The following is a 17,279-nucleotide window of genomic DNA, read 5'->3' on the forward strand; positions in this document are numbered from 1 at the left end:
TTCATCTTCCCCCGAGCGAAGCGTTGCCGAATGCCTCTACGCGTTCTGCAACAAAATTCACGTCCGTCTCCGACCGCGCATATGGTAGAATACGTGCGAACGTCAACGCCAAAAGCAAGTGATGCAAAGCCGGATAGTCGGGCGAAATTTCAGTCGCCGCACTCAGCCAGCGATTTCTCAACCAGTGGGTTATGCCCGCAGACAGATGCTTGCCGCGATGCTTGTACCAGCGACCTTCACATTCTTGAAACAGCTTGGACCAGTCCATCCAGAAATGGTCGATCGGAGATTGAATGGGATCAATCAGCCAAAGCTTGCCGTCGGGATCCACAAGAATATTTTCAAATGTCAGATCTCCGTGGGTCACAGTTGCAGGCATCGCGCTCAACAAGGGCTTCACCTTCTCAAATCCCTCACGCAACGGCAACAGCAAATGGTCGAAACGGCCGGAAGTTCGATGTTCGATCTGGTCCAGCTTCTCAATAAACGCGTGCCCGCTTGGCGGTGTGGCATTTTGATCATGCTGTGAAGCCATGTGAATCATGAGCCCCTCAATCCGCGACGAAAACCTCTTAATCTCGTCGAACGGTGCACTGCGGAGAAATATGTTCACATCTGCAGATGGAACAAACTCCATGTCGAAATAATATAGTCCCTCGATTTCTCCGGTCTCCAGAATTTTCGGAACTTCTGCGGCACCTTCAAGCACTTTGCGCAGCCAGATCTGACGATCAGCCTGTTCCTTGACTACCTTGTTGCCGCCCGGCTCGCCAGCAGCCTTGCGCACAAACCGAGCCCCGTCCGCGGTTCTGAGCAACGCAATTGCCGCACCGGAAAAACCCGCCAGAGGAACGACCTGCTTTTGAGATGCGAAGGCCGGGTGACTGCCAAGATTGCTGATATCAAAGGAACTCATTGAACATGTTCAATATCGGTTACGTCAATCGCCGTCATACCCGCAGCCTCAGCCGAAGAAATGCCATTGGGCGTATCTTCCAGTGCCACGCATTTTTCAGGCCGTACATCCAGCCGCGCGGCGGCCAGCAAATAGGGTTCGGGATGCGGCTTCCCCTGACTGACATCATCTCCTGTGACGATGGTATCAAACCTGTCTGCCCACCCCAACGTTGCCAGAATGGCCTGGGCCCCTTCCCGGTTGCCCGATGTGACAAGCGCGGTTCTTTGCGTCTCTGCTATCAAGTCGAAATACCCCACCGCAGGCAAAAGCGTCAGCTTTTCGGTCTGCAAATACTCCTGGAATGCCATTTTCTTTTTGGCGTGCACCTCTGCAACCATTTCAGCGTCGCAAATCCCGCCCGCGGCTTCTACAAACAAAGGAATGGTCTGTCTCGCCGGCGGGCCGATCAGATCCATGAAAACAGATTGTTTCAGATCGAGGCCCATCTCCCGCAGAACCTTGGCATAAGCAAGGTAGTGGAGCGGCATTGTGTCGACCAGGGTACCGTCCAGATCAAACAAAATGGCTTGATAACCAGCAAATGAATTCATTTTTAACCTTAGCTAGCTATCCCCAAGGCCTGATAATATATCCGATGTCCAACCTAGTCGAGTCCTTTGTGTTGCGTTCCAAACCAGTAAATGATGGCGAAGTAACAGAAAAATCACTAGATGGATCGAATCCAATTTCCCAGATTGCCGGAGGCTGCGGTTTCAGTGTTGCGCGCAAAACGGGTGCCGAAAAAGCAGAAGCAGATATGCCAGATATAATCGAGCGGTCAGAGCGGCTGATAGAACAGGGCGATTTACTGGCTGCGCTGGAAGAGCTTGTCGCGGGACTCAAGAACCAGGACCACAATGCAGACCTGTTGACGCTTGCTGCCGACGCTTGGGTTTCGGCGGCGGAAAAAGGAAATATTCTCGAAAAACTGCCCGATGAACGCCGCAGGTTTCTTGAAACAGCGTTGATCTTGCAGGATAATTGTGCGGTCAGTCCGCCGATTTTACATCACCGGATTGCGACACAGCATACGGGTGGCAATACCGGACATCTTGAGCGCGCATCAAAGCTGATCGAGCCGACATTGAAACATTTGCTCGAACAGGAGGCAGTGGATCGGAATGCGGTTCTGATGGCGCTGTTGCTCCGCAGCAAAATGAAGAACGTCAAGCAGAAAACCATTTCCGATCTGCATCAGGCTCATTTTCACGAATTTTCGGAGGATGATTTACGCATCCCCTATAGCGTCGTATTTGATTCAGAACATTTTGATCAGAATGTGGCCGATCTCGGCGCCTATGCGCGCGAACAATGGACAAAACTATCCGTTGGCTCTTTGCCGTTAACGCATGTGTTGCTGCTCGTGTGGCTGGTTCCGGACGCCTTCAGGCAGCTGGCAGCAGATTGGCCCGTCGCAATCCTCGCGGCAAGGTCGAAACAGGGCAAAATGACAGCCAATGAACATCAGGCGGGAAGGTCTTTGCTGCTGCGCTATGGCCAGGTTTCGGAAACGGACGAATTTTCCCTGCCCACCGCCAAAGAAAACGCGCTTGTGTCTGCAATCTCCGAAAATCTGGAGGCCGGGCGTGTGACGCTGGCCTCTGAAGCCAATGGCGGGTCCAGCCGGGCGATTGAGCGGCTCGACAAACGCCCGCATCAAGTTGCTTCGGCCGCATGGAATCTGGCTTCGGCAAAACTTCGTCCACTTGCCAATATCAAACGCAAACCACGCGTTGCAATATGTATTTCTGGCCAACTGAGGGGGTTTCGATCCACGTTTCCGACCTGGCAACCTCTATTGGCTGCGATTGATGCAACAATTTTTGTCGATACCTGGAAGCAGATTGGCAGAGGCACGCCTGAACCGTTCAGATTTGTTCTCCCGTTCGAAGGCAAAAATTTCAATCGCGAATATAAGTCGATCGGTACCAATCTGGGTCTGGACGAATTGCGCCTGCGCTATCCCGTATTTTTCCAAAAGTTTGAACAATCCGGCGATATCAGCGCAGCCGAGCTTTCCGATTTCTACGGCACACCTCATGTTTGTGTCGACGAAGAAAGCGATCCGGAATTTTGCAATCTTTCAAACAGTGAAAAAATGTACGTGAAGACTGAAAAATGCTTCGCCATGATGCAAGGGAGCGGCGAAGAATTCGATCTAGTACTGCGAATTCGCCCCGACAAGCCGATCACTGCGGTCGCCTTTGACTGGGCCGACATGCTAAATGCCGTGCAAGCCCGTCCGGCTCTCTACTGTGAAACGGCATTGGGCGTTCATTATGGCGCGTTGCTCATGGGCGATCAATTCGCATTGGGACTTCCTGAAACCTCACGCATTTATGCCGAAACATACACCCGGGCCAAGGATCTTCTCGACATCGGACTGTACCGAATGGGGGATGAACTGGCGGGCCATTCCAGTTTCGCTCAGGTTTGCTGGCTCCACGGGATCGATGTGTGCAAGGTGCCGATTAAATTTGCGCCCTTCAGAGAAGCTGAAAAAATGTCAGCGGAAGAAATCCGCCTGTCACTGGCTGAAGATTCCGCAGGTCGGATGGACGGTTATGACCAGCGGCTGATTGCCGCAAATTCCGCTGACCTGAAAAGCCGGTAACCTGAGGCAGCGATAGAAAGATAAATCATGTTTGGTTTCGTCATCTTGTCCCACAAATCACCAGGCCAGTTGCTGCGCCTGTGTGAGACACTAAACCGTCTCCACAACGCACCGCCCATTGCTTGCCACCATGACTTCTCTCAGGCTGAACTTGACCAGAAGCTGTTCCCGCCAAACGTCCACTTCGTCGACAATTGGGTGACAACAGGGTGGGGGAAATGGTCGCTGGTCGAAGCAACATTGCGCGGATTGCGCCAGCTCTATTCTGTGTCCGATCCGGACTATTTTGTTCTTCTGAGCGGGGCAGACTATCCGATCGCTACAGCATCAAAAATCCATGCAGATCTGGAGCAATCGGGAGCAGATGCTTTTATCGATGCCTTCCCGGTCGAGGAATCACTGGCGGGGAACGTTCCACAGGGCTCTCCGCTACTTGCCCATCATCGCGCGCGGTATAATCTTGAACTGGAGCGAAATCGCTACATCAGGGCCCAGCTCAAAATCCCCATCATTCGCTTTCGCCCGCCACAACATTCCAGTACCCTGGAACGCTATCCGCGGCTCGGTGGCACAACAGTGACTTTGCCATTCAACTCGCCATCGAGTCCTTTCGACAGGACCTATCGATGCTATGCCGGTAGCCAGTGGTTCACTGGAAACAGAAAAGTGGCAAACAAACTGCTCAATCCAAACGAAAAGGATTTGAAGCTCCAGCGATATTATCGCTCGCGGATCAACTCCGATGAAAGTTATTTTCAGACTGTGATCTGCAATGATGACAGTCTGAGTTACCAAGACAAATCATTCCGCTATCTAATCTGGCGCGGCGCCCATCCCATTGACCTTGGTGTTGAGCAATTCCAGGATATTATTGGATCGGGTTTGCACTTTGCGCGGAAATTCCACCCGGACGACCCTGTTCTCGACATGATAAATGAACAGTTAAAGTAGTGCCGCTTCCGCAGTGTTTGCCATAACTCTCATTCGCTGGGTCACAGCGCTATTGAGAAACGCGCAGTCCAAAATCTTCGGTCAAAACCTCCACGGCTCCGGCGACATCAGATGCGAGCCTGGCGCTTCCGGAACCCGTCCCCCATGTTTCCATAAAGCCACTTGTCTTCCCGTAGCTGTTGTCGAGCACACAATGCGGAAGATTCAACAGCACGCAAAGAATATGGCCATGCATGCGGTCCGTTATCACAAAACGGTTTTCCTGCAGGAGATTTATCGCCTTTTGAAAACGCGCCTGTGCACGCTCGGCCCATTTGACAGCCCGTGCACCCATTGCACCATTTGAAAGCAGTTCAGGTATTATGGAGGGCAGGCTCAATATGTTCGTGCCAAGGACGAACGACCGGTGTTCATCTGGCCAGTCCGCGCGGATAACCTCCGCATTGTCTATCAGTGATCCTGTATCATAGTCACCCGCGGCTTCCTGATCTTCGCGCAAGTGCAACAACAGCTCTCGTCTGGGGGTGCGTTGCCGGCTGCAGTCGATCTGGAACGCCATATCTGGGCATAACCGGACATCGCACTGAAACGATTTACTCGCCAGTTCGAAACTTCTCTGATCCCGGGTCAACAGCGTAAACGCACCTTGCTTTTCAATGGCACGCGCTGTTCGATCGATACTCTCCTGGGTGTCATAATAAATCGTCTGCGGGAACTGGATGATCGGTCGGCCTGGATAACGCGCCATGACTTCTTCCCGAAAATGCTGGAACCACGGCCAAAGATCACCAAAATTCCCGCCGCCATGGATGAATATCGGACCGCCCGCGATTAGCTCGTCCATCTGCTCCCATGAACAATTATCATGGCAGGCAACATAAGCCGGTTGCAAGGCGCGGCGGCGCAGATATTCAGCTTCGCCCACATAAATCGCACTGTCGCCCAGATTGCCGTGATTGGGAAAGTCGAGCAGCGCAAAGTTCGAGTCTGCTGGTGTCAGATCTGAAAGGACCTGATCAATCCTGGCACGCAGGGTGGAAACAATGGGAGGAGTCGACATCGTTATCTCACTACTCTTCAACACTTAAAATTCCCTTTTGGCGCAACGTTTTTTGCGAGTTCGGGTCACGCCGGCCCCATAAATCGTGCGCGCGTCCGACGAAGCAGATTTTGAACCAGCGCGAGGGCTTCATCTTCAATACCGACGGGACGGCCCATAAAGTTCCAGGCAAAACCCACCACGATAATATGCACAACCGCACCGCCACCGATCAATGCCGCCAAATTGATCGCCAGTCCAATGTTATCAACCGCTTCGGGAAGCAACACGCCGATCGCATATACCGCCATTGTCATTGATATTATTCCGGCGAAGGTGCGCAAATTTGGTTTTAGCTGCTCCCAGTAGTTGATCTCGATAAGGCGGGAAACAATGCTTGCGTTGAAATAGATCGAAATTAGCCCCGTAAACACACGCATATATACGATGCCTTCAAGACCGCCCAAATATAGTCCGACGACAAGCAAGGGAACCCGGTAAGCAAAGGCGATAAGATCCCTTGTGAACAGCAATTTCGTATTGCCCAGCGCCATTGCCAGCGGATGGGCCAGGCTTGCAAGTGTCTGAATTGCAAAAATCGAGGCCAGACATTGAATCACTATCACGGCTGGCAGCCATTTCTCGCCCATCGCCAGCCGCACAAACGGATCAGCAACCAACGCCATGCCAACGCCTGCCGGTAAAGCGATCGCTGTTACGATCGACTGGGCGCGCTGATAGGCTGCGCGCAACCGCTCCGGAGCCTGTTTCAGATTGGAAAAAGCCGGGAACAGCGTGCCGATAATCGGTGACGTGACTTCCCGGGTCGGCATCACCGCAAGATGATTGCCCATGCTGTAATATCCCAGAGATGTTTTTCCGAGGACTTTCCCGACCAGCAGATTGTCAAAGTTCCAGTTCAGGGTTGTGATGAAATTGCAAAATGTCAGCCAGATCGAGAACGAGAACAAATCTCGGGTTTTCGACAGTGTAAACCTGGGTCTGTATGGCAAGAGCGCATAGGACAAAAGCACACTTACTGCCTGGCCGAGAACCACTCCGATAATCAGGGCCCAGTAAGATTGGTATAAAAACGCGATAGTCAGTGACACCACGAGTGCTACTGCTTTTTGGGATACAAGCATCACAGACTGCTGCCAGAATATCAGATCTCGCATGAACAGTGCACATTTGGGATTTTCCAGACCGGTCAGCACCGCTGTAAGGCTGAGAACCAGCATCAGTTCGATCAATCGAGCATCTTCAAAAAATGCGGCAGTCGGTACAGAGATCGCGGCAAAAAACGCGCCGACCAATACCCCCCGGGCGAGATTGAGTGTGAAAGAGGTGTCAAAATGCTCTTTCTCCGGTTGTTCGTGCTGAACCAGTGCATCAGAAAGCGATATGGCTGTCATAGCTGTCAAAACGCCCAGCAAGGTCGTGGCGAGCGCAACCAATCCAAAATCGGCAGGTACCAGAAGCCTTGCCAGCACGAGAGTGCTCACAAAGCCCAATATGTTCGTGGCCACGCGGGCGCCGCCGAGCCACATTGCTCCGCGCATCAGACGGGAGCGCAGGCCCTCCGAGCCGGTCATCTGTGTTTTACCGCAAATCTGTCATCTATCCACATGGATATTGTCTCTAGGCATCACGTCTATGGGGGTCTAGCCCAGAATGACCGAAGGCCTGATTATGGCATAATCCAGTTGAGCCGATCGGCTAGCGCGCAGCGGCGCATTATCCCGCATATCTCAGCATGGGATTGGGTCCATCCTCGAACACATAGTCGGGATTTTGCGAGATAAACTCGTCCACTGCTGTTTTGCATCCCGCATAGTCATGATAGTCATCAATCAGGATTATGCCGCCCGGCGACATTTTTCCGGCAACCGCTTTGAGACAATAGGTGACGGGATCATACCAGTCGCAATCCAGATGGACAAAGGCCAGCTTGTCGATTTTCGCCGTTGGCCAGCTATCCTCAAACAAGCCCTTGTAAAGGCGAATATTGGCCTCTCCGACGGTTAATCCATGGCGCGCAAAGCTAACCACAACATCGGAATAGAGATCATTGCGGTACCCATAATATTCCTGCCCGTCGATCCCGGCCGATTTTCCGGATTTGATCACTTCATAACGTGATTTTGAATGCTCATCATCCTTGTCCGAAGCGGGTTCCGGAATCATGCCAAATACATCAAAGCCGTGAAACGGGCGACCCTGGCTCCGGCTCGCAATCACGATCGCCGATCCGCCCAGCGCAACTCCAAACTCAACCAGGTCGCCTTCAATATCCCGGGTGGACCGCAACGCGTTCTCCAATCGGAGGAACTTGGCGGTTGTCAGATAGGTCAAACCTTCGTTTCTCACTGATCGAGACAGCGGTGAAAGTTTGTAGTCGACAATTCTGTTTCGAATGCGCCGAGCCAGCGGACGAAGGGAATCGGGAATGTACATCGAGCAAGTTATAAGACCAAAATCGCTATTTCCCTAATTCGCTGCGTTCACACCCCGGGCTCCGCGTCTCCAAACCCGAGCCCGCGCAGGCCCCCGGTCGCAAGATTTTACCTCTGATGCTTTTATTCAAACGCTGATTACGCTACCAGTTTCGCGTGGAATGCGGTTTCTGGGACTGTCTCAGAATGGGATGCGGATTTCCGGGCATGGCGTGAAATGTGAAATGGCACTATGGTGGTCGCTCAAGAAATATCTTGGCGAATGTCGCAAAGATACAAACGCTGACAGAGCAACAGCAATGGGGGATTAGTCAGGCAAGTGGCAAATAGCGGAACACATCATATCGTTTTTGCCAACGAGAAAGGCGGCACCGGGAAATCCACGACCGCCGTGCACGTAGCTGTTGCCCTTGCCTATCAGGGGCACAAGGTTGCGATTATCGACCTCGATCCGCGCCAGCGCACGTCCTACCGCTATCTGGAAAACCGGGCGGCGACGATGAATCGCCTCAATATCGACATTCCCCAACCCCTTTTTGAAGTATTTGAACATGACTCTCTGGCCCGTCTGGAGCAACTGACCGAGCGAATGGCACATGGTGTTGACTATCTGCTCTACGACACGCCGGGAAGAGATGACAAATTCGCGCGTTTTGTTGCGACCCGCGCCAATAGTCTGGTCACGCCGATTAATGACAGCTTCGTGGATTTTGATCTGATCGGGCAGGTTGATCCGGAAACCTACAAGGTCCGCAAACTGAGTTTTTATGCCGAATTGATCTGGGAAGCCCGCAAGGCCCGGGCCAAGGCGGATGGCACAACGATTGACTGGGTGGTTTTGCGCAACCGCACGCAATATGTCGAAGCCCATAATATGAAGCGCATTATTTCTGCCTTGGGAGAACTGTCTCAACGCGTCGGGTTCCGGATCATTCCCGGTCTCAGCGAACGGGTAATTTACCGCGAGCTGTTCCCCGCAGGACTGACCATGCTGGACAAGGAGCATCTTGGCCGACTGGCAACCAGTCACATTGCCGCCCGCCAGGAATTGCGGGAACTGATCAAGCATCTCGCCCTGCCCCAGCCCCATTCCAGCCGGCCCAGCTTTGGCAAGCCGCAGCTGGTGGCCTGATACATGACCGCGATGCTGATCATCACCGGAGCCATATTGGCGGCCCTGATATTGTCCGGAAAGGCCAAAACCATGACGGCCAATCAATGGCTGGCTTTGGCAGTCGCCCTGATCGGAGCAAATTTCCTGCGCGGCGGCAACTGGTTGATCGGCGGAGCGATGATCGGCGGCGCTGCTTTCCTGAATGGCTGGCGCATCTTGATCCCGGCGAAAGATGAAACGCCTCAAAAGCGCAAACCCCGGAATTTTGAACTGGATCGCGCACGGTCCCTGCTCGGCGTAGACGTGAAAGCGGACCGTTCGGCGATCAACGATGCGTGGCGGGAACGGCTGGCAGAGCATCATCCCGATCGTGGCGGCGATGAAGAACTCGCCCGGCAGATCAACCGTGCACGTGATATATTGCTGGACGACCTGGACAGTCAAAAGCCATAAGCGAGGCGAGAAATTTTCGGTTGATCCCAAATTTGCCAGCCCCAGAAACGAGGGGTGGATTTTCGCTCCACGGCTTTCTAAGGATTGAACAGGCCGCCCTGTTTCCCGAACATGAAAGACCTCGTCAGCATGACCCAATCTTCACGTCACGATTTCCACCCCACATCCCTGCGCGAATATGATATTCGCGGCATTATCGGCGAGACGCTGGGCGAAGACGATGCCTATGCCATCGGTCGCGGCTTCGGGACGCTGATCGCCCGGGCAGGTGGCCACACGGTTGCGACCGGTTATGATGGACGGATAAGTTCACCCATTCTCGAGGAAGCCCTCATCCGCGGTTTGAACGACTGCGGGATCAGCGCTGTTTCAGTGGGAATGGGACCGACGCCAATGCTTTATTATGCCGAGTGCGTGCTGGATCATGTTGATGGCGGGATCATGATCACCGGCAGCCACAATCCGGCCAATTATAACGGTTTCAAAATGGTGTTCCAGGGACGCCCGTTTTTCGGCGCAGACATTCAGCAGCTTGGCCAGATGGCGGCCGATGGCGACTGGGACGATCCGGCTCCCGGCACGACAGCAGGGTTTGAACGCATTGAAATGGAAGATCAATATGTCTCGCGGCTGCTGCAAAACTTCTCCGGCAGTGCCTGCAAAATAGCCTGGGATTGCGGCAATGGCGCAGCAGGTCCGGTTATTGAAAAACTGGTCGCGCAGCTTCCTGGCGAACACCACTTGCTGTACACCGATGTTGATGGCAATTTCCCCAATCATCACCCGGATCCAACCGAGGAAAAAAACCTTGAAGACCTCAAGGCCATCGTTGCGGAAAAAGGCCTGGATTTCGGCGTGGCCTTTGATGGCGACGGCGACCGGATAGGCGCGATTGACGGCGAAGGTCGGGTCATCTGGGGCGATCAGCTCTTGTCCATCTATGCCGAGGATGTATTGCAATCCGTGCCCGGTGCAACGATCATTGCCGACGTCAAGGCATCTCAGGCGCTCTATGACCGGGTTGCGGAACTGGGCGGCGTACCGCTGATGTGGAAAACCGGTCACAGTCTGATCAAATCCAAAATGAAAGAAACCGGCTCGCCACTCGCAGGCGAAATGAGCGGCCATGTCTTTTTCAAGCATGATTATTACGGCTTTGACGACGCCCCCTATGCCGCCATCCGCCTGATTCAGGCATCGACCAACATCGGCAAGAGCGTGAATCGGTTGCGCAGTGACATGATCGAGATGATCAATACGCCGGAGATGCGTTTTCAGGTTGATGAAAGCCGCAAATTTGCAGTGGTCGACGAAATACTCGAACGACTGGCGGCTGATGGCGCGGACGTCAACAATACCGATGGCGCACGAGTGAATACGGCCGACGGCTGGTGGCTGCTTCGCGCATCCAACACACAGGATGTGCTGGTGGCCCGGGCAGAGGCCAAATCGGATGAAGGACTGGAACGACTGATGGAACAAATTGACGCACAGCTGGCCTTGTCCGGGCTGGAGCGCGGGGAAACTGTGGGTCATTGATGAGAAACATCTCGTGACCCGGACAATCGATCTGCCGATAGAGACTGCGAGTCCGGAAATTTTGGCGCCTTTTGGCCAGATTGCCGGTACGAATTCGACACCGCAGTTGATGCCGATCGACTTTTACAAGGGTGCTGTGGAAGTCGGCCAACCCGTGTCATTTCATTGCAAGCATCCCATCGAACTGACACCGTCCAGACTTGACCTGCGGCCCGGTGAAGTTCGCTTCATGGAACGCCATTTCCAGCACACGCAGGCATTTATTCCGATCGGCGGCAAGCCGTATGTTGTGGTCATGGCCCCGCCGACAGATGGCGATTTGCCGGACCTCGCCGCTGCTCGCGCGTTTCGTTTCGATGGATCACAGAGCCTGGTCATGCATGTGGGAACCTGGCACGAATTTCCGTTTGCCATGGAGCCGGACACCGACATTCTGGTGATTCTGTCCGCGCAGACCGGCTATGATCTCAAAAACGGCAATCCGGAGACGGAAGAAGCCTTCGGGCCCGACCTCGACAAGAAAGACATTGTCGTGCGCACTGGAACCGTTTTGCGGGTTGGCCTGCAACAGGGAGCCAAGTGACGATGGGTATCGCTGCACAAACCCAATCCGTCTTCGAAGACCTTCCCGCAGAGATGGCTTCCAGGCTGCGGGATCTCAGAACCTTGATCCTCGAAACAGCTTCGGAAAATCCTGCCATCGGCCCTCTGGAGGAAACGCTGAAATGGGGAGAGCCCGCCTTCCTGACCAGCGCGACCAAATCCGGGACGACGATCCGGATCAACCGTCACAAGAAGTCAGATGATCGGTACGCATTTTACGTCCATTGCCAGACCGATCTGGTCGAGCGTTACCGGCAGCTTTACGCAGATACGCTGGATTTCGAGGGAAACCGGGCGGTTGTTTTCAACCTGAACGATGACATTCCAGCGGATGCGGTAAAACATTGCATCGCCATGGCACTGACCTATCATTTGAAATAATCAGCAAGGCTTTGACGCACGGCACACCGACCGCTTAAACTCAACGCCAGTCATGCTCCATGTAGTACACCATCCCGACTATATTGCTCCGCCGCCATCGCGCGGGTCATTTGTCTTCGACAAATATTATCTGGTGATGGACGCGGTCCGCGAACTGGCGCCAGCGCATCATGCCTATCAGCCCGAGCCGATGGCGCGCAAATGGCTGGAAGCTGTCCATGATCCCGATTATGTCGAGCAAGTGCTGACTGCATCGGTGCCCCAAGACATAGAACGCAGGATCGGATTTCCTGTGACCTCGGCGATTGCCAGCCGCGTCCAGCATACGTCTGGCGGCACCTGGCTTGCGGCACAACTGGCATTGCAACATGGTTATGCCGCCAACAGCGCCGGTGGAAGCCACCATGCGCTCTCCGCGACGGGTGCAGGCTATTGCGTGTTCAATGATCTGGCCATCGCTGCAAACCGGCTCCTGACCGAAGGGGATGTTCGCCGCATATTGATCCTCGATCTCGATGTCCATCAGGGAGATGGCACCGCTTCCCTGCTCGCCGGTCGAGAGGATACATATACTCTTTCCATCCACAGCGCGAAAAATTTCCCGGCTCGCAAGGCGCGGTCAAGCCGGGACATCGCTCTGCCGGATCAAACCGGGGATGACGAATATCTCGCGATACTGGATCACGCCCTCACCGAGACTATTGAGGGATTCAAGCCTGACCTTGTGTTATATCAGGCCGGGGTCGATCCTCATACGGAGGATCGGCTGGGTCGGCTGGCCCTGACAGATGACGGGCTGAACCGCCGCGATCGCAGTGTCATTCGTCAGGCCCTCGCCCGCCAGATTCCCGTCGCCAGTGCACTGGGCGGCGGCTATGGCAAGGATCAACACGCTGTCGCCCGCCGTCACGCACGGACGATGGTTGCAATGGCCGATCAGGCCGCACGGAAATAAACAGGGAGAGACCGATGCCAGATTATCCGTTCCAGAAGGGCCTGTACGAAACCGGCAACGGCATATTTGCTTATCTGCAGCCTGATGGCGGTTGGGGCTGGTCCAATGCAGGGTTGATCAGCGACGGTGATCAGGCGCTGCTTGTCGATACATTATTCGATGCCAGTCTGACCCGGGACATGCTGACCATCATGGCGGACGCAACCGGGAAAGGCGCAGATGATATTGGTGTCATCGTCAACACCCATGCCAATGGTGACCATTGTCATGGTAACGGTTTGTGCCAACATGCCGAGATCATCGCATCAGAAGCCAGCGCTGCGGAAATGGCCGAACTGCCGGCCCCTGCCCTCGCGGCGATCATGGCACAGGCCAAAACGCTCGGACCAACCGGACAATATCTGGTCGACATTTTCGGGAGTTTTGATTTTAACGATGTTGCCGAGAAACACCCGACCAAAACGTTCAGCGGCGAATATAGCGTGGAGGTCGGCAACAAGACAGTCGAGCTGATCGAGGTCGGCCCTGCCCACACCGCCGGAGACGTGCTGGTCCATGTTCCTGAAGACAAAACCATATTCACCGGCGACATATTGTTTATCGAAGGAACGCCAATCATGTGGGCCGGCCCGGTATCCAACTGGATCGCCGCCTGCGACATGATCATCGATTTAAAGCCGGACACGATCGTTCCCGGCCATGGCCCGATAACCGATGCTGACGGCGTCCGCCGTGTGCAGGAGTATCTGCACTATATTGATCGCGAAGCCCGGCAGCGATACGACGCCGGACTTTCGGTGCGCGATGCTGCCCATGATATCAATCTGGGCGATTTCTCCAGCTGGGGAGACAGCGAGCGGATCGCGGTCAACGTCTCCACCCTCTACCGGGAATATTCCGGTGATAGCTCGCCGCCCGACGTCACCGCCCTGTTCGGGTTGATGGCCGAGCTGCGGTAACCGGGCCAACGTCTGATCTGAATGAGGCTATCATTATCGGCCATTGCGCTCGCCTTCAAATTCCTTCATTAATCGGTTGATTAAATTTCTCCAAGGAGTGTTGGATATGGCAATTGCATTGGACCTCGAGAATGATGTGGCCCGAATTACGTTTGATGATGGCAAGGCCAATGCGATCAATCCCGACTGGATGGCGGAATTCACTTCTGCGCTGGACGAAGCTGAAGAAAAAGCCAGTGCCATTGTTCTGACCGGCCGGGACGGAATATTTTCTGGCGGCTTTGATCTGAAATGGCTGGCGGCCCATGGCGCCGACAAGTCGGGCGCGCTGCTTGATCAGGCCAGCGCTTTACTCGTCCGTCTTTATGGAGGACCGAAACCGGTTGTTGCGGCCTGCCCCGGCCATGCGATCGCGATGGGTGCTTTTCTTCTTCTCGCCTGTGATACGAGAATTGCGGCCAAGGGAGATTTCCGTTTTGGCGCGAATGAAACGGTCAACAACATGACATTACCGGCCTTTGGCATCGCCCTGCCCCGCGCACGACTAGACAACCGTCAGCTTGTCGAGGCCATTGTTCAGGCCCGTCTCTACACACCGGAAGATGCACTGGAAATCGGCTATGTGGATGTGCTTGTCGAACCGGACAAACTTGTGGAAACCGCCATGGCCACGGCTGAAAAACTCGGTCAATTGCCCGGTAGAGCCTATGCGGCCAATAAACGCGCGCTTCATCGACACACGATCGACACCATAGAGGCCGCGATCGGGACCTACTGATTCGTTTGTCGATATCTCCGGGAAGCTTGTTATATCCATGCGATGACAAGGGCGCATCTTCCTGACAAACTTGACCAATGGTTCCGGTCCCGGAATTGGGAAGTGCGGCGGCATCAGTTCGAAATGCTCGAAGCGGCGCAAGCCAATCGGCATGCGCTGCTGACCGCTCCGACCGGTGCCGGAAAAACGCTCGCGGGGTTTCTGCCCAGCCTGGTGGACCTGATAGACAACCCGGATTTCGACGGTTTGCACACGCTCTACCTATCGCCGCTCAAGGCCCTCGCGGTGGATGTGCAGCGCAACCTGCTCAAGCCGGTCGAGGACATGGGTCTGCCGATCAGCATCGAAACACGCAGCGGAGACACACCGGCAAACCGCAAGGCGCGACAACGGGTCAAGCCCCCGCAGATCCTGATGACAACACCGGAGTCTCTGAACCTGTTACTCAGCCAGGAAGACAGCTTCACTCTGTTTGCCAATCTCAAACGCGTGATTGTCGATGAAGTTCATGCCTTTGCCACGGGCAAGCGCGGTGATCTGCTCTCGCTTTCCCTCGCACGGTTGCAACGCATCGCACCGCAGATGCGCCGTGCTGCCCTCTCCGCCACTGTTGCAGACCCGGACGATTTCCGTGCGTGGCTCGCACCCTGGGGAGATATTGAAACCGTAAAGCACGTGCTTGGCGATGAAGGTGCTGCTGCAGATATACAGATCATGGCGCCGCTGGCATCGGACGGGGAAACGATTCGTGTGCCATGGTCGGGTCATGCCGGAGCCTATGCCATCCCTCAGGTGATGGAGCAGATCAAGGCCAACCGGATGACACTGGTCTTCACCAATACGCGCTTTCTGGCCGAACTGACTTTTCAGAAACTCTGGGACATAAATGACGACACCCTTCCAATCGGCATTCACCACGGCAGCCTCTCCCGCGAAGCCCGGCGCAAGATTGAAAATGCCATGGCCGACGGGAAAATGCGGGCACTTGTCTGCACCGCGTCGCTCGACCTTGGCGTTGACTGGGGGGACATTGACTGTGTAATCCAGATGGGTGCGCCAAAGGGGTCGTCGCGATTGCTGCAGCGCATCGGGCGCGCGAACCATCGACTCGATATGCCATCTCGGGCTTTGCTTGTCCCGGGAAACCGGTTTGAATATCTTGAAGCACAAGCGGCACTGGATGCCGTCGAGGAAGGGTGCCGCGATGGTGAGCCATTTCGAGCCGGTGGTCTGGATGTTCTGGCTCAGCACGTCATGTCCTGCGCCTGTGCAGCCCCGTTTGACGAGAAAGACCTTCTGGAGGAGCTGCAGTCCGCCCTGCCCTATAGCGGTCTTGGCAAGGAGGCGTTTGATCGTGTGCTCGGCTTCACGCGCGACGGCGGATATGCGCTCAAGGCCTATGACAAGTTCAAACGGCTGCGGCGCGATGGTAATGGTGTCTGGCATCTGGTTCACCCGCGCTTCGCAACCCAGCACCGGATGAATGCCGGGATCATTGTGGATGCCGCGATGATGACCGTGCGGTTTCGTAACGGGCGCACATTGGGAAAGGTGGAAGAAAGCTTTGCGGCAATGCTGAGCACCGGCGATACGTTTTTCTTTGCCGGCATGAGCCTCGAAATGATCAAGATGGACACGGCAGATGTCATTGTCCGTGCCAGCAAAAAGGCGGCGATGATTCCCAGCTATATGGGCGCGCGCCTACCATTGACGACACATCTGTCGGACCGGGTGCGCAACTTTCTCACCGACCGTGCCGGATGGGCGCGCTTTCCCGATGACGTTCGTGAATGGCTGGAGATGCAGGACTATCGATCCACCATGCCAGAGCCCGGTCAGCTGCTTGTCGAAACATTTCCGCACAAAGATCTGCACTATATGGTGACCTACAGCTTCGAAGGATGGAATGCCCATCAATCCCTTGGCATGCTGCTGACCCGCCGAATGGAAACGCGCGGCCTCAAACCGATTGGCTTTGTCGCCAATGATTACAGCTTCGCTTGCTACAGTGTCGAGCCGGTGACCGATCCGGCGGCTCTGTTCAGCGCAGATATACTGGAAGACGAGTTTCTCGAATGGGTCGAAGGATCCCATCTCCTCAAACGCGCATTTCGCGAAGTGGCCGTCATCAGCGGACTGGTCGATCGCCAGCATCCCGGCAAGCGCAAGACCGGCAAGCAGGTGACCTTCTCGACCGATCTGATTTTTGATGTGCTTCGCAAATATGAACCGGATCATTTGCTCATGGAGGCGGCATGGGCTGACGCCAGGGCGCGGATGACGGATATTGGCCGGCTGGGCAATCTGCTGGACCGCGCAGCGGACTCGATGGTGCACGTCGATCTCGACCGGGTTAGCCCGCTGGCGGTTCCGGTACTCGTCATGATCGGCCGCGAACATGTCGCGCAAGGTGCCACCGACGATGCCTTGCTGATCGAGGCCGAAGGACTGATCGAAGAAGCGATGCGAGGCAGTTGAA

General features: G+C 54.8%; 16 protein-coding genes. 11 read left to right on the forward strand and 5 right to left on the reverse strand.

Features of this window, described 5'->3' with window-relative positions; all coding sequences use genetic code 11:
- Position 1: 1 nt before the first annotated feature.
- A complete protein-coding gene (locus ABJI30_RS04995) occupies positions 2–916 on the reverse strand; it encodes a phosphotransferase (RefSeq protein WP_348016082.1) in 915 nt (304 codons plus the stop codon).
- Positions 913–1,509, reverse strand: coding sequence for an HAD family phosphatase (locus ABJI30_RS05000; RefSeq protein ID WP_348016083.1), 597 nt, complete (start codon positions 1,507–1,509; stop codon positions 913–915). Before ABJI30_RS05000 ends, ABJI30_RS04995 begins: the two co-directional genes overlap by 4 nt.
- A gap of 206 nt (positions 1,510–1,715) precedes the next feature.
- Between ABJI30_RS05000 and ABJI30_RS05005 the strand changes: the two genes are divergently transcribed.
- Both ABJI30_RS05005 and ABJI30_RS05010 read left to right on the forward strand, forming a co-directional pair.
- Positions 1,716–3,572: a hypothetical protein gene (locus tag ABJI30_RS05005; RefSeq protein ID WP_348053211.1), complete on the forward strand. Its 1,857-nt coding sequence runs from the start codon at positions 1,716–1,718 to the stop codon at positions 3,570–3,572.
- A 27-nt stretch (positions 3,573–3,599) separates the two neighbouring features.
- Positions 3,600–4,523, forward strand: a complete 924-nt coding sequence (locus ABJI30_RS05010) for a beta-1,6-N-acetylglucosaminyltransferase (RefSeq protein WP_348016085.1) — start codon at positions 3,600–3,602, stop codon at positions 4,521–4,523.
- Between the two features lie 49 nt (positions 4,524–4,572).
- On the opposite strand, the gene ABJI30_RS05015 is transcribed toward ABJI30_RS05010, so the two are convergent.
- From ABJI30_RS05015 to ABJI30_RS05025, 3 genes are all read right to left on the reverse strand, one after another.
- Positions 4,573–5,583 (reverse strand): polysaccharide pyruvyl transferase family protein, encoded by a 1,011-nt coding sequence (locus tag ABJI30_RS05015; protein ID WP_348016086.1) that lies wholly within the window; start codon positions 5,581–5,583, stop codon positions 4,573–4,575.
- Between the two features lie 65 nt (positions 5,584–5,648).
- Entirely contained in the window at positions 5,649–7,157 is a 1,509-nt protein-coding gene (locus ABJI30_RS05020; RefSeq protein ID WP_348016087.1) for a lipopolysaccharide biosynthesis protein, read from the reverse strand.
- A 142-nt stretch (positions 7,158–7,299) separates the two neighbouring features.
- Entirely contained in the window at positions 7,300–7,917 is a 618-nt protein-coding gene (locus tag ABJI30_RS05025) for a TylF/MycF/NovP-related O-methyltransferase (protein WP_348025398.1), read from the reverse strand.
- Between the two features lie 420 nt (positions 7,918–8,337).
- Between ABJI30_RS05025 and ABJI30_RS05030 the strand changes: the two genes are divergently transcribed.
- The 9 genes from ABJI30_RS05030 (at position 8,338) to ABJI30_RS05070 (ending at position 17,278) form a co-directional block, all read left to right on the forward strand.
- Entirely contained in the window at positions 8,338–9,150 is an 813-nt protein-coding gene (locus ABJI30_RS05030; protein ID WP_348016089.1) for a division plane positioning ATPase MipZ, read from the forward strand.
- Between the two features lie 3 nt (positions 9,151–9,153).
- Positions 9,154–9,585, forward strand: coding sequence for a J domain-containing protein (locus ABJI30_RS05035; RefSeq protein WP_348016090.1), 432 nt, complete (start codon positions 9,154–9,156; stop codon positions 9,583–9,585).
- 129 nt (positions 9,586–9,714) lie between these two features.
- Positions 9,715–11,124: a phosphomannomutase/phosphoglucomutase gene (locus ABJI30_RS05040; RefSeq protein ID WP_348016091.1), complete on the forward strand. Its 1,410-nt coding sequence runs from the start codon at positions 9,715–9,717 to the stop codon at positions 11,122–11,124.
- 13 nt (positions 11,125–11,137) lie between these two features.
- Positions 11,138–11,707, forward strand: coding sequence for an ureidoglycolate lyase (locus ABJI30_RS05045; protein ID WP_348016092.1), 570 nt, complete (start codon positions 11,138–11,140; stop codon positions 11,705–11,707).
- A 2-nt stretch (positions 11,708–11,709) separates the two neighbouring features.
- Entirely contained in the window at positions 11,710–12,108 is a 399-nt protein-coding gene (locus ABJI30_RS05050) for a DUF1801 domain-containing protein (protein ID WP_348016659.1), read from the forward strand.
- 52 nt (positions 12,109–12,160) lie between these two features.
- Positions 12,161–13,063, forward strand: a complete 903-nt coding sequence (locus ABJI30_RS05055) for a histone deacetylase (RefSeq protein WP_348016093.1) — start codon at positions 12,161–12,163, stop codon at positions 13,061–13,063.
- Positions 13,064–13,077: 14 nt separating this feature from the next.
- Positions 13,078–14,022, forward strand: coding sequence for an MBL fold metallo-hydrolase (locus tag ABJI30_RS05060; RefSeq protein WP_348016094.1), 945 nt, complete (start codon positions 13,078–13,080; stop codon positions 14,020–14,022).
- Between the two features lie 106 nt (positions 14,023–14,128).
- Complete coding sequence (locus tag ABJI30_RS05065; RefSeq protein WP_348016095.1) at positions 14,129–14,800, forward strand: crotonase/enoyl-CoA hydratase family protein; 672 nt, start codon at positions 14,129–14,131, stop codon at positions 14,798–14,800.
- A gap of 42 nt (positions 14,801–14,842) precedes the next feature.
- Entirely contained in the window at positions 14,843–17,278 is a 2,436-nt protein-coding gene (locus ABJI30_RS05070) for a ligase-associated DNA damage response DEXH box helicase (RefSeq protein WP_348016096.1), read from the forward strand.
- Position 17,279: the final 1 nt, after the last annotated feature.

The organism is Parasphingorhabdus sp., from assembly GCF_039968395.1.
In the GTDB taxonomy this organism is placed as follows: domain Bacteria; phylum Pseudomonadota; class Alphaproteobacteria; order Sphingomonadales; family Sphingomonadaceae; genus Parasphingorhabdus.

Bases quoted from the DNA above. Each gene is read 5' to 3' on its own strand.
- ABJI30_RS04995 (WP_348016082.1), bottom strand. From the start codon at position 916: ATGAGTTCCTTTGATATCAGCAATCTTGGCAGTCACCCGGCCTTCGCA.
- ABJI30_RS05000 (WP_348016083.1), bottom strand. From the start codon at position 1,509: ATGAATTCATTTGCTGGTTATCAAGCCATTTTGTTTGATCTGGACGGT.
- ABJI30_RS05005 (WP_348053211.1), top strand. From the start codon at position 1,716: ATGCCAGATATAATCGAGCGGTCAGAGCGGCTGATAGAACAGGGCGAT.
- ABJI30_RS05010 (WP_348016085.1), top strand. From the start codon at position 3,600: ATGTTTGGTTTCGTCATCTTGTCCCACAAATCACCAGGCCAGTTGCTG.
- ABJI30_RS05015 (WP_348016086.1), bottom strand. From the start codon at position 5,583: ATGTCGACTCCTCCCATTGTTTCCACCCTGCGTGCCAGGATTGATCAG.
- ABJI30_RS05020 (WP_348016087.1), bottom strand. From the start codon at position 7,157: ATGACCGGCTCGGAGGGCCTGCGCTCCCGTCTGATGCGCGGAGCAATG.
- ABJI30_RS05035 (WP_348016090.1), top strand. From the start codon at position 9,154: ATGACCGCGATGCTGATCATCACCGGAGCCATATTGGCGGCCCTGATA.
- ABJI30_RS05040 (WP_348016091.1), top strand. From the start codon at position 9,715: ATGACCCAATCTTCACGTCACGATTTCCACCCCACATCCCTGCGCGAA.
- ABJI30_RS05050 (WP_348016659.1), top strand. From the start codon at position 11,710: ATGGGTATCGCTGCACAAACCCAATCCGTCTTCGAAGACCTTCCCGCA.
- ABJI30_RS05055 (WP_348016093.1), top strand. From the start codon at position 12,161: ATGCTCCATGTAGTACACCATCCCGACTATATTGCTCCGCCGCCATCG.
- ABJI30_RS05060 (WP_348016094.1), top strand. From the start codon at position 13,078: ATGCCAGATTATCCGTTCCAGAAGGGCCTGTACGAAACCGGCAACGGC.
- ABJI30_RS05065 (WP_348016095.1), top strand. From the start codon at position 14,129: ATGGCAATTGCATTGGACCTCGAGAATGATGTGGCCCGAATTACGTTT.
- ABJI30_RS05070 (WP_348016096.1), top strand. From the start codon at position 14,843: ATGACAAGGGCGCATCTTCCTGACAAACTTGACCAATGGTTCCGGTCC.